General features: G+C 61.5%; 19 protein-coding genes. 11 read left to right on the top strand and 8 right to left on the bottom strand.

All coding sequences use genetic code 11. The annotated features are described in order from the left end of the window. Positions 1-87 precede the first annotated feature (87 nt). Positions 88-1896 carry a sodium-extruding oxaloacetate decarboxylase subunit alpha gene (oadA, locus tag CRP40_RS06770; RefSeq protein WP_027913332.1) on the top strand — a complete coding sequence of 603 codons (1809 nt, stop codon included), beginning with the start codon at positions 88-90 and terminating at the stop codon, positions 1894-1896. Positions 1897-1967: 71 nt separating this feature from the next. Here oadA and CRP40_RS06765 read toward each other — a convergent pair whose 3' ends face one another. Next, a complete protein-coding gene (locus CRP40_RS06765) occupies positions 1968-2645 on the bottom strand; it encodes a GNAT family protein (RefSeq protein ID WP_027913333.1) in 678 nt (225 codons plus the stop codon). 6 nt (positions 2646-2651) lie between these two features. Further along, positions 2652-3098 (bottom strand): GNAT family N-acetyltransferase, encoded by a 447-nt coding sequence (locus tag CRP40_RS06760; protein WP_027913334.1) that lies wholly within the window; start codon positions 3096-3098, stop codon positions 2652-2654. A gap of 124 nt (positions 3099-3222) precedes the next feature. Between CRP40_RS06760 and CRP40_RS06755 the strand changes: the two genes are divergently transcribed. After that, positions 3223-4752: a PLP-dependent aminotransferase family protein gene (locus tag CRP40_RS06755; protein ID WP_027913335.1), complete on the top strand. Its 1530-nt coding sequence runs from the start codon at positions 3223-3225 to the stop codon at positions 4750-4752. A gap of 49 nt (positions 4753-4801) precedes the next feature. On the opposite strand, the gene CRP40_RS06750 is transcribed toward CRP40_RS06755, so the two are convergent. The 4 genes from CRP40_RS06750 to aspA all read right to left on the bottom strand — a co-directional run bounded on the left by CRP40_RS06750 (position 4802) and on the right by aspA (position 9691). Further along, a complete protein-coding gene (locus CRP40_RS06750) occupies positions 4802-5905 on the bottom strand; it encodes a polyamine ABC transporter substrate-binding protein (RefSeq protein WP_027913336.1) in 1104 nt (367 codons plus the stop codon). Further along, positions 5905-6948 carry a histone deacetylase family protein gene (locus CRP40_RS06745; RefSeq protein WP_027913337.1) on the bottom strand — a complete coding sequence of 348 codons (1044 nt, stop codon included), beginning with the start codon at positions 6946-6948 and terminating at the stop codon, positions 5905-5907. The genes CRP40_RS06750 and CRP40_RS06745 overlap by 1 nt, the downstream gene beginning before the upstream one ends. Before the next feature lie 148 nt (positions 6949-7096). Beyond that, on the bottom strand, positions 7097-8089 hold the full coding sequence (locus CRP40_RS06740; RefSeq protein ID WP_027913338.1) for an AraC family transcriptional regulator: 993 nt from the start codon (positions 8087-8089) through the stop codon (positions 7097-7099). 177 nt (positions 8090-8266) lie between these two features. Then, complete coding sequence (aspA, locus tag CRP40_RS06735) at positions 8267-9691, bottom strand: aspartate ammonia-lyase (protein WP_023532531.1); 1425 nt, start codon at positions 9689-9691, stop codon at positions 8267-8269. Positions 9692-9873: 182 nt separating this feature from the next. Between aspA and CRP40_RS06730 the strand changes: the two genes are divergently transcribed. The 5 genes from CRP40_RS06730 to CRP40_RS06710 all read left to right on the top strand — a co-directional run bounded on the left by CRP40_RS06730 (position 9874) and on the right by CRP40_RS06710 (position 13568). Continuing rightward, positions 9874-10791, top strand: a complete 918-nt coding sequence (locus tag CRP40_RS06730; protein ID WP_027913339.1) for a LysR substrate-binding domain-containing protein — start codon at positions 9874-9876, stop codon at positions 10789-10791. A gap of 257 nt (positions 10792-11048) precedes the next feature. Beyond that, a complete protein-coding gene (gene purE / locus CRP40_RS06725; RefSeq protein ID WP_023532690.1) occupies positions 11049-11540 on the top strand; it encodes a 5-(carboxyamino)imidazole ribonucleotide mutase in 492 nt (163 codons plus the stop codon). A gap of 10 nt (positions 11541-11550) precedes the next feature. After that, positions 11551-12633: a 5-(carboxyamino)imidazole ribonucleotide synthase gene (locus CRP40_RS06720; protein WP_027913340.1), complete on the top strand. Its 1083-nt coding sequence runs from the start codon at positions 11551-11553 to the stop codon at positions 12631-12633. A 108-nt stretch (positions 12634-12741) separates the two neighbouring features. Continuing rightward, positions 12742-12987 (top strand): GlsB/YeaQ/YmgE family stress response membrane protein, encoded by a 246-nt coding sequence (locus CRP40_RS06715; RefSeq protein WP_023532347.1) that lies wholly within the window; start codon positions 12742-12744, stop codon positions 12985-12987. Positions 12988-13034: 47 nt separating this feature from the next. Continuing rightward, a complete protein-coding gene (locus CRP40_RS06710; RefSeq protein ID WP_027913341.1) occupies positions 13035-13568 on the top strand; it encodes a DUF3299 domain-containing protein in 534 nt (177 codons plus the stop codon). Between the two features lie 15 nt (positions 13569-13583). Here the strand turns inward: CRP40_RS06710 and CRP40_RS06705 are convergent, their stop codons facing one another. Together CRP40_RS06705 and CRP40_RS06700 are read right to left on the bottom strand one after the other, a co-directional pair. Then, positions 13584-14489, bottom strand: coding sequence for a D-hexose-6-phosphate mutarotase (locus CRP40_RS06705; RefSeq protein ID WP_027913342.1), 906 nt, complete (start codon positions 14487-14489; stop codon positions 13584-13586). Between the two features lie 70 nt (positions 14490-14559). After that, positions 14560-14958 (bottom strand): acyl-CoA thioesterase, encoded by a 399-nt coding sequence (locus tag CRP40_RS06700; RefSeq protein WP_003253317.1) that lies wholly within the window; start codon positions 14956-14958, stop codon positions 14560-14562. 352 nt (positions 14959-15310) lie between these two features. Here CRP40_RS06700 and CRP40_RS06695 point away from each other — a divergent pair, with 352 nt between their 5' ends. The 4 genes from CRP40_RS06695 (at position 15311) to pstA (ending at position 21871) form a co-directional block, all read left to right on the top strand. Next, the gene (locus tag CRP40_RS06695) at positions 15311-16600 is read left to right on the top strand and encodes an MFS transporter (protein WP_023532734.1); all 1290 of its coding nucleotides are present in this window, start codon (positions 15311-15313) and stop codon (positions 16598-16600) included. 158 nt (positions 16601-16758) lie between these two features. Next, the gene (locus CRP40_RS06690; protein WP_027913343.1) at positions 16759-17757 is read left to right on the top strand and encodes a phosphate ABC transporter substrate-binding protein PstS; all 999 of its coding nucleotides are present in this window, start codon (positions 16759-16761) and stop codon (positions 17755-17757) included. 137 nt (positions 17758-17894) lie between these two features. Further along, positions 17895-20183 (top strand): ABC transporter permease subunit, encoded by a 2289-nt coding sequence (locus tag CRP40_RS06685; RefSeq protein ID WP_027913344.1) that lies wholly within the window; start codon positions 17895-17897, stop codon positions 20181-20183. Between the two features lie 71 nt (positions 20184-20254). Then, complete coding sequence (gene pstA, locus CRP40_RS06680) at positions 20255-21871, top strand: phosphate ABC transporter permease PstA (RefSeq protein ID WP_173645903.1); 1617 nt, start codon at positions 20255-20257, stop codon at positions 21869-21871. Positions 21872-21929: the final 58 nt, after the last annotated feature.

Raw genomic sequence — 21929 nt, 5'->3', positions numbered from 1 at the left:
ACGCTGCGAACCCAGATTGCCAGCCGGCGCCAACGCGTCTGTGCAGGCCGACTGAGGCGCGAAGCTTGCCGCGACGAGGAGATAACAATGTCCAAGAAGATTCACGTAACCGATACGATCCTGCGCGACGCCCACCAGTCCCTGTTGGCCACCCGCATGCGCACCGAAGACATGCTGCCGATCTGCGAGAAACTCGACAAGGTCGGTTATTGGTCACTGGAAGTCTGGGGTGGCGCCACCTTCGATGCTTGTGTGCGTTTCTTGAAGGAAGACCCGTGGGAGCGCCTGCGCAAGCTGCGTGCAGCACTGCCCAACACGCGCCTGCAAATGCTGCTGCGCGGCCAGAACCTGCTGGGTTACCGTCACTACAGCGACGATGTGGTCAGGGCATTCGTCGCCAAGGCCGCCGTCAATGGCATCGATGTATTCCGCATCTTCGACGCCATGAACGATGTGCGTAACCTGCGTGTGGCCATCGAGGCGGTCAAAGCCTCGGGCAAGCACGCCCAGGGGACCATCGCCTACACCACCAGCCCGGTGCACACCATCGAGGCGTTCGTGAATCAGGCCAGGCAGATGGAGGCCATGGGTTGCGACTCGATCGCCATCAAGGACATGGCCGGCCTGCTCACCCCGTTTGCCACCGGCGAGTTGGTCAAGGCACTCAAAGCCGAGCAGTCGCTGCCGGTCTTCATTCACTCGCACGACACCGCGGGCCTGGCTGCCATGTGTCAGCTCAAGGCTGTGGAAAACGGCGCTGATCACATCGACACCGCCATTTCCAGCTTCGCCTGGGGCACCAGCCATCCGGGTACCGAGTCCATGGTGGCGGCGCTCAAAGGCAGCGAGTTCGATACCGGGCTGGACCTGGAGCTGCTGCAGGAGATCGGCCTGTATTTCTATGCCGTACGCAAGAAATATCACCAGTTCGAAAGCGAGTTCACTGCCGTGGATACCCGCGTGCAGGTCAACCAGGTGCCAGGCGGCATGATTTCCAACCTGGCCAACCAGCTCAAGGAGCAGGGCGCGCTGAACCGCATGAACGAAGTGCTGGCGGAAATCCCGCGTGTGCGTGAAGACCTGGGCTTTCCACCGCTGGTTACCCCCACTTCGCAGATCGTCGGCACCCAGGCATTCTTCAACGTACTGGCCGGTGAGCGCTACAAGACCATCACCAACGAGGTGAAGCTGTACCTGCAAGGCGGTTACGGCAAGGCGCCGGGGGTGGTCAACGAGCAACTGCGTCGGCAAGCGATCGGCAGCGAAGAGGTGATCGATGTACGCCCGGCCGATCTGCTCAAACCGGAGATGACCAAGCTGCGTGCCGACATCGGGGCCCTGGCGCGCTGTGAAGAGGACGTGCTGACGTTCGCCATGTTCCCGGACATTGGCCGCAAATTCCTGGAAGAGCGCGAGGCCGGCACCCTGGCCCCCGAAGCGCTGCTGCCTATCCCTGAAGCCGGCGCCGTTTCCGCCCCGGGCGGAGAAGGCGTACCGACCGAATTCGTGATCGATGTGCACGGTGAAACCTACCGCGTGGACATCACCGGTGTAGGCGTCAAGGCAGAGGGCAAGCGTCACTTCTACCTGTCGATCGACGGCATGCCGGAAGAGGTGGTGTTCGAGCCGCTCAACGAGTTCGTCAGCGGCGGTAGCAGCAAGCGCAAGCAGGCCAGCGCCCCGGGCCATGTCAGCACCACCATGCCTGGCAACATCGTCGATGTGCTGGTCAAGGAAGGTGATACGGTCAAAGCCGGGCAGGCTGTGCTCATCACCGAGGCGATGAAAATGGAAACCGAAGTGCAGGCGGCTATCGCGGGCAAGGTCGTGGCCATCCACGTGGGCAAGGGCGATCGCGTGACGCCGGGCGAAATCCTGATCGAGATCGAGGGCTGAACCTGATCCCTTGACCATGGGTTAACCTCGGGGGAGCGCAATGCTCCCCTTTTTTATCAGGGTGCGTTCCTTCAAGGGCTTGCCAGGCGGCATGCCTCGAGCGTTCGCAACTGACCTGCCGGGCTTTGGTTCTCAGCGCTCAACCAGCGCTCGAAAGCGGCGGCCACCTGCGGCCACTCGTCATCGGTAATCGAATACCAGGCGGTATCCCGGTTGTGATCCTTTACCACCAGATGCTTTCGGAACACGCCTTCGAAAACGAAGCCCAATCGCTCAGCTGCGCGTCTGGAGCGAGCATTGGCGTTGTTGCACTTCCATTCGAGGCGTCGGTTGCCGAGCGCAAAGCCAAGTCTTGCCAGCAGATACACCGCCTCGGTGCTCTTGGGCGTTCGCTGCATCGCGGCTCCGAAGGCAACGTGACCAATCTCGATGCGACCATGATCGGGCACGATCGACATCAAGCTGAGCAGCCCCTGCGCCTGGCCCGAGGTGCGATCGATGACGGTGAAGAACAGTGGGTCTTTACCCGCAGCGTTGACTTGCAGCCAACGGTCGAACCCTGCGCGCTCGGCAAATGGGCCATAAGGCAGGTAATCCCACAGCGCTGGATCGGCAGCCGCACCTTGCAGCACCTCCCATAGATCGTCGCCATGCCGTGCAGGCTCGAGTTTTTCCAGGCGAATGAAATGCCCATCGATAGGCTGCGCCGTGGGCGCGCTGGCCGGCTTCCAGTTCAATGTATCGCTCATGCTGGCCTAGACCCCTTTACGGAATTGAATGAACCCTGAGCGCTCGGCTACCCGCTCATACAGGTCGATGGCAGTGGAGTTGGTTTCATGGGTTAACCAGTGCACCTTGGTGCAGCCGTCCGCGCTCGCCGCCTGATAGACGTGCTGAATCAGTTGGCGGCCAATACCCAAGCCACGCTGCTCGCCAGCCACGTACAGGTCTTGCAGGTAGCAGGCATTCTCGATGCTCCAGTTGGAACGATGGTAGATGAAGTTGACCATGCCCACCGCTTTCTCATCCAGCCAGGCGAGCGCCGAGTGCGTGGGCTCGCGAGTATCGAGCAGACGCCCCCAGGTCGTGAGACTGACCGTCTCGGACAGTTCTGTCTTGTAGAACTGCAAGTAGGCCTGCCACAGGGCAAGCCAAGTGGCGTGGTCGTTGGCAGTTACCGGGCGTACGGTAATGTTCGTCATGGGCTATCCCTTGGCAGCTGGCACGTGTGCGCAGCCTGTTCGTTTGCAGGTATAAGGGTGATGCTATGCACAAGATTGGCTCTCGGTAAGAGCCATTTACTCCGCTTTTGATAGAGCCAATGCCGTGAGCGAGTTGCATCACGATCTTTCCTTCGACCCTGCCGGGATCACGCTAGACCGCCGTCTGGGGCTCAGCCAGCAGTTGTATCAAGCCCTACGGGAACGAATGCTCGATGGTCGCCTGGGCAGCGGTACTCGGCTGCCTGCAACCCGGGAAATAGCCAGGATGTTGGGCATTTCGCGCAACAGCGTTGTCCAGGCCTATGAGCAGCTTCACGCGGAGGGTTTCATCGAGTCGCGGGTCGGTGATGGGACCTATGTAGGGACATCGAGCAAACTGTCCACACACCTATCCACAGGCTTATACCCTGGGTTATCAACAAGGTTATCCACAAACTCTTCGTCTGACACTGAGGATTTATCCAGTTACAGCCGTGCTGATGCCGCCTTGCAACTGCTCGAAAAACATCATCTGGCACCCCCCAGAGGTGGCAAGCCACGAGCGTTTCGCGTCGGCCTGCCCGCGTTCGACCTATTTCCTTTCGACGTCTGGGCCAAGCTGCAAGCGGCTTTCTGGCGTAATCCGTCTCCAGTCAGGTTGAGCTATGGGGACCCGGCGGGTGAACCCGCCTTGCGTGAGCTGATCGCTACTTACATGCGCCGTTCGCGAGGGCTGAATTGTACAGCTGCACAAATTGTGATCACCCATGGCGCACAGGACGCCATCAGTCTTTGTTCACAGTTGCTGCTAGGCGCTGGCGATACCGTGGCTGTGGAAAACCCGGGCTATCGCGCCGCGGGCCATGCCTTTGCTTTGAGCGGAGCTGAGGTAAAGGGTATCGCCGTTGATGCACAGGGAATGGATTGCACCGAGCTCGAACGGCTGGAAAAATGTCGGCTGGCCTACGTGACTCCGGCTCACCAGTACCCGACAGGTGTCACCATGAGCCTGGCCCGACGCCTACAGCTGCTGGCCTGGGCCCGCCGTACCCAGGGCTGGATCATCGAAGACGATTACGACGGCGAGTACCGTTACAGCGGTGCGCCCCTGGCGCCCTTGGCTGCGCTGGACCAACATGGACGGGTCCTGTACGTCGGTACCTTCGGCAAGATCGCTTTCCCAGCCCTGCGCCTTGGTTATCTTGTGTTGCCGCCCGCATTGGCCAAACCCTTCAGCCAGGGCAGGGCGCTGGCCTCCCGGCATTCGGAAATCAGCAGTCAATGCGTGATGGCGGAGTTCATGGCGCGTGGGCATTTTCAGCGGCATATAAGGCGCATGCGCAAGGCCGCCCTTGCACGGCGCGACGCGATACTGGCCGGGTGGCCTACCGGTATCCAAGGCATGGGCGCCATGCCGGATATCGCAGCTGGCCTGCATGTCACACTGGCTGTGGATAACGTCAGCCGGGAAAGGGCGTTAGTGGCCCAGGCCGAAGCAGTTGGCGTGGAAGTGACGCCCTTGAGCCATTTTTGGCTGGATGACAGCACGTGCCCTGTGGATAAACGGGCAGGGCTGGTAGTGGGCTTTGCGGCAGTGCCTGAAAGGGAAATCGCCGAGGCCTTGCTGAAGCTACGCAAGGCCTGGCGGTCTTGAACGGCGCACCGTGAAGAGCGGCTGGGGCCACGACCCCAGCCGCAGGTGGTCATGATCCGGACTTGATGCGTGTCCATGCCCGTGTGCGTGCGCGCTCTGCATCGCGAGCCAGTGGCTTTAGCGTATACAGCTTGGTCATTGCATCGGCGGTTGGATACAAGTTGGGGTTGTTGCGAATCGCTGGGCTCACCTTGTCCGTAGCGTCTTTATTCGGGTTCGGATAGCCCACGAAGTCACTGATCGGCGCAATCACTTCAGGCCGGAGCAGGTAATTGATAAAGGCGTGAGCGTCCTGCGGATTGGCAGCATTTTTTGGAATTGCCAGCATGTCGAACCAGATCGGCGCCCCTTCCTTGGGCAGGCGCATGTCCACCACGACACCGTTGTTGGCCTCGCGGGCACGGTTGGCAGCCTGCGAGAAACTGCCGCTGTAGCCCACAGCGACGCAGATGTCACCGTTGGCCATGTCTGCCATGTACTTGGAGGAGTGGAAGTAGGTGACGGATGGGCGAATTTTCAGCAACAGGGCTTCGGCTTTCTTGTAGTCCTGCGGGTTTTCGCTGTTGGGCGGCAGGCCCAGGTATTGAAGGGCCAGCGGCATGATCTCGGAGGGTGAGTCGAGCAGGGCCACGCCACATTGCTTGAGCTTGGCGATGTTCTCTTCCTTGAAGATCAGGTCCCAACTGTCCACAGGTGCGTTTTCCCCCAACGCAGCCTTGACCTTGGCCGGGTTGAAGCCGATCAGTATGGTGCCGTACATGTACGGCACGGCAAAGCGGTTACCGGGGTCGTTGGCTTCGATCAACTTCATCAGGGCCGGGTCCAGGTGCTGCCAGTTCGGCAGTTTGCTGCGATCGAGCGGCTGGAATACGCCGGCCTCGATCTGCTTGGCCAGAAACACGTTGGACGGTACCACCACATCGTAACCAGAGTTGCCGGTCAGCAACTTGGCTTCCAGCGCTTCATTGGTGTCGAAGATGTCATACACCAGCTTCACACTGCTGTCCTTCTGAAAGTCGGTCAGCGTCTGCGGGGTGATGTAGTCGAACCAGTTGTACACGCGCAGCGTGCGCTGTTCGGCCTGGGCGGGCAGGGTGCCTGCGCACAGTACCGCAGCGACGAGAGGGGCGAGTAGCTGTTTGATCGTGGCCATTATCGAGCTCCGGGTTGTGCGCGCTGGAAGCCTTCGAGCACGTTGACGGCGTTGATGCCGATTTCTTCCACGGCATAGCCACCTTCCATCACGAACAGGGTGGGCTTGCCGAGCTGCGCGATGCGCTTGCCCATCTCCAGGTAATCAGGGCTGTCGAGCTTGAACTGGGAGATCGGATCATCCTTGAACGTGTCCACCCCCAGCGACACCACCACTACCTCAGGCTCATACGCGGCGATGCGTTCGCAAGCGTCTTCCAGGGCTGCGCGCCAGGTCGACCAGTCACTGCCTGCCGGTAGCGGATAATTCACATTGCAGCCCTCGCCGGCACCCGCCCCGGTTTCGTCGGCATAGCCCAGGAAGAAGGGGAATTCGTCCTGAGGATCACCATGGATGGAGGCGAAGAAAACATCGGCGCGGCTGTAGAAAATGTCTTGGGTACCATTGCCGTGGTGGTAGTCCACGTCGAGGATGGCAACCTTTGCCCGTCCTTGGTCGATGAAGGCCTGGGCAGCGATGGCTGCATTGTTCAGGTAGCAGTAGCCCCCCATCACGTCGCCTGCCGCGTGGTGCCCCGGTGGACGACACAATGCGAACGCGGCGTGGGCACCCTGCTCGATGGCCGCTTGCGCCGTGAGCGCGACCTGGGCTGCGCTGTAGGCGGCCTGCCAGGTGCCTGCCGTGATCGGAGCACCTGCATCGAAGCTGTAGTAACCAAGCTCGCCGTGCAACCCTGTAGGCTTGACCGCCCGCAGCGTGCGAGCAGGCCAGGTATAGGGGAGCAGATCGCCCTCCTGGCCCATGGCTGCCCAGCGCGCCCAGGCGCCTTCGAAGAAGTCGAGATAATCGGCGCTGTGCACGCGCAGCAATGGCGTACGGCCAAAATCATCAGGGCCTTTGACCTCACCCAGCTCGCGTTTGCGGACTTGGGCCAGGACATGGTCGGCACGCGAAGGCATCTCGAAGCAAGGCATGAGCTTGCCATCGATCAGCTCGCAGCGGCCATGGTGCAGGCGGTGATCATCGGAATAGATCGTCAGCATTGTTGTTCTCCGGTGGGTACTGGCGTGCCTTCATTGTCACGAACGGGCCGCTCAGCGAGAACATCTGAACCGGCCAAAAGGGGATAGATATGGCCAACGTCGAACACCTTCATCGTGTGAGGCAGCTACCCTAGGCCTACCAGCAGGCTTACCCGCGAAACCGAGTCGGCGCCACGCCACTCCAGCGCACAAAGGCGTGACGGAAACTGGCCGTCTCGCTGTACCCAAGCGTTTCGGCAATGCGGTGGATCGGCATGTGCCCGTCGGCGAGCAGTTCCTTGGCCCGTTCGAACTTCAACTCATCGAGCAATTGCTGATAGCTGCTGCCCAGCGCCTGCAGGTGACGGCGAAGTGTACGGGACGAGCAATTCATCTGCCGTGCCAGGCCCTCCAGGCCCGGCGCCGCTTCCAGTTGGTTGACAAGCAGTTGGCGAACGCGCCCCAACCATGCCTGCCGGCCGGTGAATTCTAGGTTCAGGCGTCGGCATCGCTCCTTCATGGCCTTGTGGGTGATCGGGTCGGCCAGAGGCAGTGGCGCGCTCAGCCAGTGCCGCTCGAAGGCGAAGGCGTTGTCAGGCGAGGCGAAGGTGATTGGGCACTGAAACAGGCGCCTGTAGCGCGCGTGGTAACCCGGGCGCAGGTGCTCGAAGCGCGCCCCAAGCAGCGGCAGATCATGGCCTAGCAAGTCGTCGCAGATGACCTTCAACGACACCAGGCAGAATTCGGCGTTGAAAGCGCTCAGCGCAGGACTATCCCGGTAATCGCTGGCGCTGAGCCAGACACGGTGGCCGTCGTCGAGCAGGCGCAAGGTGAAAACTGTTCCCAGCAGTGCCGGATACTGCAATGCCAGGCCCAGGGCGTCACCCAAAGTGGCACTGGACAGCAGCGCGTACCCCAGCATGCCGTAGGCAGACACGCGCATGCGCTGGCCCAACTCCAGGCCAATGTCCTCCCGGCGGGCCACGGCGTTGGCACAGACCTGCAGTTCCTGCTGGGTCGTGATGCGTGCATCGGCATGGCCAAGGTCCGCTGGGCCTATGCCGCTGCCGGCTAGCAGCTCCGAGGCCTCGCAGCCTTGGGCCTGAAAGACGTTGAGGATCAGCGAAACCGCGTTGAGGGTAGTCAGGTGGCTGTGCAGCATGCGGAGTGGTCCCGTGGGTCTGGGACGCATTATCGAGCAAGTTGTATGCCGAGTGTCGTCGATGGCTGCCAATCGGCACCGGGCGGGCAAAAAAAAGCCCGAAGCATACGCCCGGGCTTAGGAAAGGTTGAGAGGTGTCTAGTCCCTCGACCTGGTGAGACGGTTACAGCGTTCTGGTCAGGCCTTCAGCGGAACCAGACGCGGGGCGATCATGTTTTCCGGACGCAGGATGTCGTCGAGCATCGCGTCGTCCAGCAGCTTCTCTTCACGCACCAGCTCAAGCACCCCGCGGCCGGTTTCCAGGGCAACGCGAGCGATACGGGTGGCGTTTTCGTAGCCGATGTAAGGGTTCAGGGCGGTGACCAGGCCGATCGAGTGCTCGACCAGTTCACGGCAACGCTGTTCGTTGGCGGTGATGCCGACGATGCAATGCTCGCGCAGCATGTCCATGGCGCGTTGCAGCAGGCGAATCGAGTCGAAGATCTTGTAGGCGATCAACGGCTCCATCACGTTCAGCTGAAGCTGGCCGCCTTCGGCCGCGACGGTCAGGGCCAGGTCGTTGCCCATGATGGCAAAGGCCACTTGGTTTACGGCTTCCGGGATCACCGGGTTCACCTTGCCTGGCATGATCGAGCTGCCGGGCTGACGAGCCGGCAGGTTGATCTCGTTGATGCCGGTACGTGGGCCGCTGGACAGCAGGCGCAGGTCGTTGCAGATCTTCGACAACTTGACCGCGGTGCGTTTGAGCATGCCGGAGAACAGTACGAAGGCGCCCATGTCGGAGGTGGCTTCGATGAGGTCCGCAGCCGGTACCAGCGGCTGGCCACTGATGGTTGCCAGACGCTGTACAGCCAGGGCCTGGTAGCCCGGGTCGGCGTTGATGCCGGTACCAATCGCGGTGCCACCCAGGTTGATCTCGGTGAGCAGCTCAGGTGCCAGCGAGCGCAGACGCTGCAGGTCTTCGGTCATGGTGGTGGCGAAGGCGCGGAATTCCTGGCCCAGGGTCATCGGCACGGCATCCTGCAGCTGGGTGCGACCCATCTTCAGTACGTGGTCGAATTCCTTGCCTTTGGCGGCGAAGGCCTGGATCAGGCTCTCAAGGCTGGCCAGCAGGGCGTCGTGACCCAGCAGCAAGCCCAGGCGAATAGCAGTGGGGTAGGCGTCGTTGGTCGACTGCGCCATGTTCACATCGTTGTTGGGGTGCAGGTACTGGTACTCACCTTTCTGGTGACCCATGGCCTCCAACGCGACGTTGGCGATGACTTCGTTGGCGTTCATGTTGGTGGAGGTACCGGCACCCCCTTGGATCATGTCGACCACGAACTGCTCGTGGTAGTCGCCCTTGATCAGACGGGCGCAGGCTGCACTGATGGCAGCGTGCTTGGCATCGCTCAGGTGGCCCAGCTCACGGTTGGCGTCGGCAGCGGCCTGCTTGACCATGGCCAGGGCCACGACCAGCTTGGGGTAGTGCGACAGAGGAACGCCAGAGAGGTGGAAGTTGTTGGCAGCGCGCAGGGTCTGGATGCCGTAGTAGGCATCGGCAGGAACTTCAAGGGTGCCCAACAGATCTTTTTCGACGCGGAACGATGCAGCAGCGGACATGATAAATATCATCTCGAGTTTGACCCGGCACATGCCGGAATGGCGCCAATCCTAGGCCCTAAGGTGTTTTTGCGGCCAATGCTGTTGCACGCTAACCTATGCACAAACGGCATAGTGATAGATGTGACGCCGATTGATTTTCGAGCGTGTTCCATTTTGGTGCACGGCAGGGGAGCGGCCCGATGAACCTAGAAAGCAAATGGCTGGAGGACTTCAGTGCCCTGGCCTCGACCCGCAGTTTTTCCCAGGCGGCGGAGCGGCGCTTCGTAACGCAGCCGGCGTTCAGCCGGCGGATTCGTAGCCTGGAGGCGGCCCTGGGTCTTACCCTGGTCAACCGATCCCGCACCCCCATCGAGCTGACAGAGGCGGGCCAGCTGTTTTTGGTAACGGCCCGCACGGTTGTCGACCAGCTGAGCGAAATTCTTCGCCATTTGCATCATCTTGAAGGTGGTCAGGGCGAAGTGATTCAAGTGGCAGCCGCGCACTCGCTCGCATCGGGCTTCTTCCCACGCTGGGTGGCCCAACTGCGCAACGATGGGCTGAACATCGCCACCCGGCTTGTTGCCACCAACGTCGGCGATGCAGTGCATGCCTTGAGGGAAGGCGGCTGCGACCTGATGCTAGCGTTCTACGACCCTGACGCAGCCTTGCAGATGGATGCCGAAATCTTTCCCTCGCTGCACATGGGCACCACCGAAATGCTGCCCGTTTGTGCCGTGGATGCAGAAGGCAAACCGTTGTTTACCCTGGAGGGTGAAACCAGCGTGCCATTATTGGCCTACAGCGCCGGGGCCTTCCTGGGTCGTTCGGTGAACCTGCTGCTGCGCCAGCGCAATCTGCGTTACACCACCGTCTATGAAACCGCCATGGCTGACAGCCTCAAGAGCATGGCCCTGGAGGGGATGGGGGTGGCATGGGTACCGCGCCTGTCCATGCGCGGCGAACTGGAGCGTGGAGAACTTGCGATCTGTGGTGGCAGCCAGTGGCACGTGCCGCTGGAAATTCGCCTGTACCGCTGCGCCTTGGTCCGCAAGGCCAACGTCCGTTTGCTGTGGCGCAAACTGGAGTCGACCGGCGTTCAGGGCGAGGCATCAATTTGAAGTGTATTTCAGATAATCCGCGATTCTTGTCGCTGTAGCCATAGCCGTTCGAGCGGGAAAACTTGTCCCGCGAGACAGCTTGCCCTTTGATCCGGCATGTGCTTATGGGGGTGGGCGCTCCCTCCATGAATACGCTACAATCCTGCGCCTTCGGCCGACCCGGTCGATTCATAATCCGTATGACGAGCCACGCCGGTCCACCTGCGTGGCTTGTTGCTTTTAGCGCGCCAGAAGGCGCTTGCAGGAGAGGCTCGACGATGAGTGCACTGGTTGGCGTGATCATGGGCTCCAAGTCCGATTGGTCCACCCTTAGCCACACCGCCGATATGCTGGAAAAACTCGGCATTCCTTACGAGGTGAAGGTGGTTTCCGCCCACCGTACGCCGGATCTGCTGTTCCAGTACGCCGAAGAGGCTGATGGCCGGGGCATCGAGGTGATCATCGCCGGTGCCGGTGGTGCAGCCCACTTGCCTGGCATGTGCGCGGCCAAGACCCACCTGCCGGTGCTGGGCGTGCCAGTGCAGTCGTCGATGCTTTCGGGCGTTGATTCGTTGCTGTCGATCGTACAGATGCCTGCCGGCGTGCCGGTTGCCACCCTGGCCATCGGCCGCGCGGGCGCAATCAATGCCGCGCTGTTGTCGGCCAGCATCCTTGGCGCCAAGCACCCTCAGTACCACGCGGCGTTGAAGCAGTTCCGCACGGAACAGACCGACACCGTGCTGGACAATCCAGATCCGCGTCAGGCTTGAGGTTCAACCCATGAAAATCGGTGTAATCGGTGGCGGCCAGTTGGGCCGCATGCTAGCACTGGCGGGTACTCCGCTGGGCATGAACTTCGCCTTCCTCGACCCGGCGCCCGATGCCTGTGCCGCCTCTCTGGGCGAGCACCTGCGCGCGGGCTATGGCGACCAGGAACACCTGCGTCAGCTGGCCGATCAGGTTGACCTGGTTACCTTCGAGTTCGAGAGCGTTCCGGCCGAGACCGTGGCGTTTCTTTCGCAGTTCGTGCCGGTGTACCCAAGTGCCGAGGCCCTGCGCATCGCCCGTGACCGCTTGTTCGAGAAAAGCATGTTCCGTGACCTGGGGATCCCCACCCCCGCGTTCGCCGACATCCTGTCCCAGGCAGACCTGGACGCCGCAGTGGCGAGCATCGGCCTGCCAGCGGTGCTCAAGACCCGCACCCTGGGCTATGACGGCAAGGGCCAGAAAGTCCTGCGCACCGCGCAAGACGTGGTCGGCACCTTTGCCGAACTGGGCAGCGTGCCGTGCCTGCTCGAAGGCTTCGTACCCTTTACCGGTGAAGTATCGCTGGTCGCGGTCCGGGCCCGCGATGGTGAAACGCGGTTCTATCCGCTGGTGCACAACACGCACGACAGCGGCATCCTGCACCTGTCGGTCGCCAGTCAGGCGCATCCGTTGCAAGCGCTGGCTGAAGACTACGTCGGTCGCGTGTTGCAACAACTCGATTATGTCGGGGTCATGGCGTTCGAATTCTTCGAGGTCGACGGTGGGCTCAAGGCCAATGAAATTGCACCGCGCGTGCACAACTCCGGGCACTGGACCATCGAAGGCGCCGAGTGCAGCCAGTTCGAAAACCACGTGCGTGCCATCGCCGGTTTGCCATTGGGTTCGACTGCCAAGGTCGGAGAGAGCGCCATGCTCAACTTCATCGGTGAAGTCCCCCCAGTGGAGCAGGTCGTGGCCATCGACGACTGCCACCTGCACCACTATGGCAAGGCGTTCAAGGCCGGACGCAAGGTTGGCCATGCCACATTGCGGTGCCAGGACATGGTCACACTCGAGCACAAGATTGCGCAAGTCCAGGCGCTGATCGGCAACTGATCGAGCGCCAATTCGAACTTCTGCATCCGGCTGGCCCTCTGAAGTGGCAACAAGCCAAAGCGCTGCCTAGGCTTTGGCTTGTTCCATCTTTACTGCAAGGGGATTGCCATGGGTATCATCGGAACCATCTTCATCGGCCTCATCGTCGGCCTGCTGGCTCGTTTCATCAAACCGGGCGACGACAGCATGGGCTGGATCATGACCATCCTGCTCGGTATCGCGGGCTCGCTGTTGGCCACCTATGGCGGTCAGGCGCTTGGTATCTACCAGGCAGGTCAGGCAGCCGGCTTCTTTGGCGCACTGGTAGGCGCCATCCTTCTTCTGGTGATCTACGGATTCATCAAGAAACGCTGAATACTGGTTAGAATGCCGGCAATTCATCCCGAGTTGCCGAGCATTCCATGCGTGCCTTCTTCATTGCCCTCCTGTTGTCGGCCAGCTCCCTGGCCCATGCCGAATTGCCCGAGACCGACTGGCTGGAACTGATGCCCAAGTCGGACCAGAAGGCGCTCGAGCAGATGCCCGAAATCGACCATAACTCTCCCGAAGCCATGGGCACCTTCACCGCCAAAGGTGGCTTGAAGCAGGGCAAGGGGCTGCCTGCGGTCATGTACTCGACGAAAACCGTGCCCGCCCTGAACGGTAAGAGCATTCGCCTGGGTGGCTACCCCGTGCCGCTTGAAAGCGATGCCAAGGGCCACAGCACCTTGTTCTTCCTGGTGCCATACCCAGGTGCATGCATCCACGTCCCGCCACCGCCACCCAACCAGCTGGTGTTGGTGCGCTATCCAAAAGGGCTGAAGATCGATGACATCTACACGCCGCTGTGGGTCAGCGGCACGCTGAAGGTGGAAAAGGTCAGCAACGACCTGGCCGACGCGGCCTATGCCTTGGACGCCGCGAAGGTGAGGGTAGTGGTGGACGCCGATCTTTGAGGCGTGTCCGAGTGGCTAGTCGCGCGGGGTCACTTCACAATCGATCCTGACCCCCAGCGAACTGCTGGCCCCGGGCTGCAACTGCACCACGTCGTCCCAGACGTTCGCCGTCTCGATGCACAGCATGCGTTGCCAGCCGTCATCGGCCATGTCCGGCAATTCCTTGGCCCGTGCGGTCCAGGGGTTCCAGATCACCGCCGAGCGGGATCCACTGCTGGTCAGGATGATCCGCCTGCCCCAGGCCGGGTCGACGATGCTCAGCGTTGGCGGCGTATCCAGATAGATCCGGTCCGTCTCGCCGGTAAACGCCAGCGCACCCTGCTGCAGGCGCTGTTGCCAGTCGGCCAGGGTTTCGATGTAAGCCAACCCCTCGACACCGTCGACCTTGGCCTGGCGCACATCACTGACGGCAAAATAATTGTGCAGGGCCTGGCTGATAGTGACCGGGCTATCGCCAAGGTTGCGGCTGGTCAGTTGCAGCGTCAACGCCTCGTCCAGCACGACCACCAGCTTCAGCGCCACGGTGTGCGGCCACCCGGGCAATCCACCTTGCGCTTCGGCCATTTCGAACTCGATCCGCAGGGTTTCGCCCACTTCCTCCAGGCTCAGCAATTGCCAGTCACGCGTGCGGACAAGGCCGTGGGCTGGCGCTTGTTCCGCGTGGTACATGGACTGGACGGTTTCAGGGTTGCGCTGCAGGTCGCCAAACCATGGCCAGCACACAGGCGCCCCTGCCCGAACCGACTTCCCCTGGCAGAAAATGGCCTTGTCGCTCAACCACAGCAACGGCGGCTCGCCTGTGCGCTGGTAGCTGAGGACCTGTGCACCCTGGCGGGCGATCAGTAGTTCGGCGAAGCTACTGCGGATACGCCAGCAGTGAAGCTCGCCATGTTGCTCGGTCGTTACCTGGAAGGTGGCCATTGCGTCATCTCATTGGTTGCCAGTGGGCCTTGGACCCGGGCGCAGGCAATGAGTTTACCGCCGGCAGGCCTCAGCGACGAGGGACGGAACGGGTGCGGCCGCTGCCATCGATTGCGACGAAGACGAAGACGGCTTCGGTCACCTTGCGCCATTCGCTGGACAGTGGATCGTCGCTCCATACCTCGACCATCATCTGGATGGAGCTGCGCCCGATCTCCAGCGTCTGGGTATAGAAGGACAACTGTGCGCCCACGGCCACCGGTACCAGAAACGCCATGCGATCTATCGCCACGGTAGCGACGCGGCCACCGGCAACACGGCTGGCCATTGCGGTACCTGCCAGGTCCATCTGGGCGACCAGCCAGCCGCCGAAGATATCGCCAAAGCCGTTTGTTTCGCGTGGCAGTGCGGTGATCTGCAAAGCAAGGTCACCCTGCGGAATTGGATCTTCTTGTTCGAGCTCAATCATGCGGTGGGGCCTCTGACCCGTGACGCTTTTCCTGGATGCGGCGCTTAGGCCGGTAAACGATTCAGCTGACAACATACTACGCCGATTCGTATGACGAGACGGCCGTGGGAAATGCTTCGAAACCGTCTGAGTATAGTGACCGGAGTTTTCGCACAATATCCCACGCTAGCAGGACACATTTCGTACGAAACGCCAGTATATAGAGCATCTACGCAAGCGACGACCATGCGTTCTTGCAGGTCGGTATGGATTGCGTGTCGCTTTCAGCCGCGTTCGGCAATTTGCTATCTTCGCCTTCGCCTTGAACAAGCCGCATCCCGTGTGGCCTTGCCCTATAAAGAGAATAACCGTGATGACTTCCGCGCCGAGCAGTATCGAGCAGGCCCCGCGGCCGCTGACCCGCAGTGACTACAAGACCCTTTCGCTGTCTGCGCTGGGCGGGGCGCTGGAGTTCTACGACTTCATCATCTTCGTGTTCTTCGCCACCGTGGTCGGCAAGCTGTTCTTCCCAGCCGACATGCCAGAGTGGCTGCGGTTGATGCAGACGTTCGGCATTTTTGCCGCAGGCTATCTGGCGCGGCCCCTGGGCGGCATCATCATGGCGCATTTCGGCGACCTGCTGGGCCGCAAGAAGATGTTCACCCTGAGCATCTTCATGATGGCCCTGCCCACCCTGATCATGGGCCTGTTGCCGACCTACGCGCAGATTGGCCTGTGGGCGCCGATCCTGTTGCTGTTGATGCGGGTGATCCAGGGGGCGGCCATCGGCGGGGAAGTGCCGGGCGCCTGGGTATTCGTCTCGGAGCACGTGCCGGCGCGCAATACCGGCTATGCCTGCGGCACGCTCACTGCCGGTTTGACGGCCGGTATCTTGCTGGGCTCGCTGGTCGCGACCTTGATCAACAGCGTCTACAGCGCTGAAGAAGTGGCCAGCTATGCCTGGCGAATTCCGTTTCTGCTGGGCGGTGTGTTCGGTCTGTTTTCGGTCTACCTGCGCCGTTGGCTGCATGAAACCCCGGTGTTCGCAGAAATGCAGCAACGCAAAGCCTTGGCCGAAGAGCTGCCGCTGCGGGCGGTGCTGCGCGATCATCGCGGGCCCATCGTGCTGTCCATGTTGCTGACCTGGATGCTGTCGGCAGGCATCGTGGTGGTGATCCTCATGACGCCAGCCTTGTTGCAGAGCATCTACCACATCAGCCCTACCGACTCGCTCAAGGCCAACAGCCTGGCCATCGTGCTGCTGAGCCTGGGTTGCATTGGCGCCGGTAGCCTGGCCGATCGCTTCGGCGCGGGCCGTGTGTTCGTGGTCGGCAGCCTGATGCTGTTGGTCAGTTCCTGGGCGTTTTACCACAGCTTGCCCACACGGCCCGAGCTGTTGTTCCCGTTGTATGCGGTGACCGGCCTGTGCGTGGGCGTGATTGGCGCAGTGCCCTACGTGATGGTCAAGGCATTTCCGGCTGCGGTGCGCTTCAGCGGCTTGTCGTTTTCCTACAACGTCGCCTATGCCATTTTTGGCGGCCTGACGCCGATGGCGGTAACCGGGCTTCTGAAGGTCAGCCCCATGGCGCCCGCTTACTATGTGGCTGTCCTGTGCATGGTCGGCTTTTCGGTAGGTCTGTACTTGCTCGCCAACAAGCGTTGAATCGCCTTGGCCACTGACACTTGCTCCCTGTAGCAGCGCTTCGACACGATGATGGCATTTCATCCAATTGTCACAATCAAGTCATATCGTGTTCATGCGCGCTGCAGATACTGGCCCCCGTTCCCTCTCTGCACCCCCATTCCAGCTAGGAGCAAGGCATGAAAGTGAAGCGTTTGATGGCGGCCCTTACCTTTGCCGCCGCTGGCGTTGCAACCGCCAACGCAGTGGCCGCTGTCGATCCTGCTATCCCGACCTACACCAAGACCACGGGTGTTTCGGGCAACCTCTCCAGCGTCGGCTCCGATACCCTCGCGAACCTGATGACCCTGTGGGCCGAGGCCTACAAAAAGGAATACCCGAACGTCAACATCCAGATCCAGGCAGCGGGTTCGTCCACTGCGCCACCGGCGCTGACCGAAGGCACCGCCAACCTCGGCCCCATGAGCCGCAAGATGAAGGACGTCGAATTGCAGGCGTTTGAGCAGAAGTATGGCTACAAACCGACCGCCATTCCGGTTGCGGTCGACGCCCTGGCGGTGTTCGTGCACAAGGACAACCCGATCAAGGGTCTGACCATGGCCCAGGTCGATGCCATTTTCTCTTCGACCCGCCTGTGTGGTGGCAAGGCCGAGATCAAGACCTGGGGCGATGCCGGAGTAACCGGCGACCTTGCCAACAAGCCGATCCAGCTGTTCGGCCGTAACTCGGTGTCCGGCACGTATGGTTACTTCAAGGAAGAAGCCCTGTGCAAAGGTGACTTCAAGCCCAACGTCAACGAGCAACCTGGTTCCGCCTCGGTGGTGCAGTCCATCAGCTCGTCGCTCAACGGTATCGGCTACTCGGGTATCGGCTACAAGACGGCCAGCGTCAGGACCGTGCCGCTGGCCAAGAAGGAGGGCGGCGAGTTCGTCGAGGACAACGAGACCAACGCCCTGAACGGCAGCTACCCGCTCTCGCGCTTCCTGTACGTTTACGTCAACAAGGCGCCGAACAAGCCGCTGGCCCCGCTGGAGGCCGAGTTCGTGAAGCTGGTACTGTCGCAGGCCGGCCAGCAGGTGGTCGTCAAGGATGGCTACATCCCGCTGCCTGCCAAAGTCGTCGACAAGACCCTGGCCGACCTGGGCCTGTCCCACGCCGGCAACGTCGCCAAGCAGTAATCGAACCCTGCAGGGGCAAGCCGTTGGGCTAGCCTCTTCAGCACTCCCAGCCCGGGGCCAGCCTTACTGTGCTTCGGGCTTTCGTGCGTCACTGCATTGTCATGTTTTTGTCATACGGGACCGCTAGGGTGTGCCCCATGAATGATCTGGCCAACTCCACAATGACCCAAGATTCCCAGCCTGCACGCATCGATTTCAACACGCCGGAGTTGCAGCGCAAGCGACGCCTGCGTGCGCTCAAGGACCGCCTGACGCGCTGGTATGTGCTGGTGGGCGGGCTGGCTGTGCTGGCCGCGATCACCTTGATCTTCTTTTACCTGGCGTATGTGGTCCTTCCGTTGTTCCAGGGCGCGGAACTGACCAGCAGGCAGGCATTGCAACCTGCCTGGCTCAAAGAGGAGGCGGGCAAGCCGTTGATGATCGCCCTCGAGGAGCAGAACCTGGTTGGCATGCGGGTTTCGGACCAGGGCCAGGTGCTGTTCTTCGACACCAAGACCGGCGAAGCGCTCGAGCGCGTCGACCTGCCCATCCCTGCCGGCGTACAGGTCTCTTCGATCGGTACCGACCAGCCAGGCAGCTCAATGGTGATGCTGGGGTTGTCCAATGGCCAGGCGTTGGTGTTCACCCATACCTACAAGATCACCTACCCCGACAACAAAAAAACCATTACGCCGACCATCGACTACCCCTATGGCAAACAGCCTTTCGTGCTGGATGAACAGGCGCGGGTGCTGGAGCACGTCAGCGCCAGCGTCAATGGCGACACGCTGTTGCTGGCTGGCTCCACGGGGGCGCACCTGCAGGTCATCGCGTTGACGCGCAGCGAAAACATGATGACCGCCGAAGTCACGACCGAGCAGACCCGCATCGAGCTGCCGCAAATGACCGAAACGGTGAAGAACATCTTCATCGATCCGCGCCAGCAGTGGCTGTACGTGATCAATGGTCGTGCCACTGCCGACGTGTTCAGCCTGCGCGACAAGAGCCTCAACGGGCGCTACACCCTGGCGCAGAGCGCTGATACCGAAGTGACGGCCACTGCGCAGCTGGTAGGCGGCATTTCACTGATCATCGGTGACTCGCACGGTGGGCTGGCCCAGTGGTTCATGGCCCGTGACCCAGATGGGGAGTCCCGTTTCAAGCAGATTCGTACCTTCCAGCTGGGCACCTCGCCCATCGTGCAGATTGACGCCGAAGAGCGCCGCAAGGGCTTCATCGCCCTGGACGCAGAAGGCAAGCTGGGTGTTTTCCACAGCACGGCGCACCGCACCCTCTTGGTCGAGTCCGTGGCCCAGGGGCCGGGTATCCTTGCCCTGTCACCGCGCGCCAACCGGATCATGATCGAAGAGCCCGGCAGGTTGCTGCCATTGAAGCTGCACAACCCCCATCCGGAAGTGTCTTTCAGCGCGCTGTGGGGCAAGGTGTGGTACGAGAATTACGACGCGCCCAAGTACGTGTGGCAGTCGACCGCGTCCAATACCGATTTCGAGCCCAAGCTGAGCCTTTCGCCGCTGACCTTCGGTACGCTCAAGGCTGCCTTCTACGCCATGATCCTTGCCGCGCCGCTGGCCATTGCCGCCGCGATCTACACAGCCTACTTCATGGCCCCTGGCATGCGCCGCAAGGTCAAGCCGGTGATCGAACTGATGGAGGCGATGCCCACGGTCATCCTGGGGTTCTTCGCGGGGCTGTTTTTGGCGCCGTACCTGGAAGGCCACCTGCCAGGGGTCTTCAGCCTGTTCCTGCTCATGCCGGTCGGCATCCTGCTGGCAGGGTTCACCTGGAGCCGGCTGCCTGAATCCATTCGCCTGCGGGTACCGGATGGCTGGGAGGCGGCCATTCTTATCCCGGTCATTCTACTCACCGGCTGGTTTGCCCTTGGCATGAGCCCGTACCTTGAAAGCTGGCTCTTTGGCGGCGACATGCGCCTGTGGATCACCAATGACCTGGGTATCACCTATGACCAACGCAATGCACTGGTGGTCGGGATCGCGATGGGTTTTGCCGTCATTCCCAACATTTACTCGATTGCCGAGGACGCCGTCTTCAGCGTGCCGCGCAGCCTGACGCTGGGCTCCCTGGCACTGGGTGCAACGCCTTGGCAGACCCTCACCCGGGTAGTGATCCTGACCGCCAGCCCCGGCATTTTCTCGGCGCTGATGATCGGCATGGGCCGGGCTGTCGGTGAAACCATGATCGTGCTGATGGCCACCGGTAACACACCGGTGATGGAGATGAACCTGTTCGAAGGCATGCGCACGCTGGCTGCCAACGTAGCGGTGGAAATGCCGGAATCCGAAGTCGGGGGCAGTCACTACCGGGTGCTGTTCCTCGCCGCGTTGGTGCTGCTGATGTTCACCTTCGTCATGAACACCTTGGCCGAGCTGATTCGCCAGCGTCTGCGCAAGAAATACTCGTCGCTTTGATAGAAAGGTAGCGATCCGTGAAAAAGGAATCCCTCAAAGGCTGGTTCAAGAGCGGTGCCCCCGGTGTATGGATGAGCGGCGGCGCGGTGGCCATGGCGGTGATCATGACCGTTGGCCTGCTGGCAGTGATCGCCGTACGCGGCCTGGGGCATTTCTGGCCGGCCGATTTGATCCAGGCCACCTACGCCGTGCCGGGCCAGGCCCAGCAGACGGTCATCGGTGAAGTGGTACAGCAGGAAGAAGTGCCGCGTGCGCGCCTCAAGGGCGCCGGTTTGCCCGTGCCCGACCAGGGCCCGGAGTTCATGACACGCGAATTGATCAAGGTCGGAAACCGGGACCTCAATGGCAGCGACTTCACTTGGGTCGTGGGCGACTGGCTTGTCGATCAGCAGCGCCCCGAACAGCTGATGGCCCTGGAACGCCGCGAGTGGGGCAACTTCTATGGCTATCTGGTGAGCGTCAAGGAACAAGGCCGAGTGGTGGCGCAAGGGGCTGCGGCCTGGGGTGAGCTGCAAGCGCGCCTGGCCCGGGCCAGCGAGCTCAACAAGACGCTGCAAGCGCTGGAGAAGAAAGACATCGGTGCCATCAACCATGGCCTGGAGCGGTTGCGCCTGCAGGCGCGCAAACTCGAGCTTGAAGGCAAGCTGGACGCAGCGGCCCAGGCTGACATCGAGGCTGACCGCGCCGAGCTCAACAGCCGCTACAAAGCCATCGAAGATCGCCTGACCACGCTTCATCGGGATTTTGCCCGCGACACACTGGTGGCGCGCGATGGCAATGGCCGTGAAGTCGAGATCAACCTCAGCAAGGTGGTCCATGCCATCCAGCCCAACGGCATGTCGACCCTGGCCAAGCTGGGGGTGTACTTCGCCAAGGTGTGGGAGTTTCTCAGCGACGACCCGCGTGAGGCCAACACGGAGGGCGGTATCTTCCCGGCCATCTTCGGCACGGTGATGATGACCCTGATCATGGCCGTGATCGTCACGCCCTTTGGCGTGCTGGCAGCGGTCTATCTGCGCGAGTATGCCCGGCAGGGGCCGGTGACACGCCTGATCCGCATCGCCGTCAACAACCTTGCCGGTGTACCGGCCATCGTCTACGGCGTTTTCGGCCTGGGCTTCTTCGTGTACGTGCTGGGCGGCTCGATCGATCGCCTGTTCTTCGCCGAAGCCTTGCCGGCGCCCACCCTGGGCACGCCGGGCCTGTTGTGGGCGTCACTGACACTGGCATTGTTGGCCGTGCCGGTGGTGATCGTGGCCACCGAGGAAGGGCTGGCGCGCATTCCACGCACCCTGCGCGAGGGTTCGTTGGCCTTGGGTGCCACCAAGGCAGAAACGCTGTGGAAGATCGTTCTGCCCATGGCCAGCCCGGCCATGATGACCGGCATGATCCTGGCCGTTGCTCGCGCCGCGGGTGAAGTCGCACCGCTGATGCTGGTGGGCGTGGTCAAGCTGGCGCCGTCGCTGCCGGTGGATGGCAATTACCCCTACCTGCACCTGGATCAGAAAATCATGCACCTGGGCTTTCATATCTACGATGTGGGCTTCCAGAGCCCGAACGTGGAAGCGGCGCGGCCACTGGTGTACGCCACGGCACTGCTGCTTGTGATGGTCATCGCGACACTGAACCTGTCGGCCGTGTGGATCCGTAACCACCTTCGTGAGAAATACAAGGCGCTCGACAGCTGAGCCAGGCGTCGAACGTTCAAGCGGCGTCGCCGACGCGAGGCGTCCGCTTCGTCCCAAC

It is taken from the genome of Pseudomonas sp. URMO17WK12:I9 (genome assembly GCF_900230165.1).
GTDB classification, from domain to species: Bacteria; Pseudomonadota; Gammaproteobacteria; order Pseudomonadales; family Pseudomonadaceae; genus Aquipseudomonas; species Aquipseudomonas fulva.
This window is presented reverse-complemented; position numbering and strand designations above follow the sequence as displayed.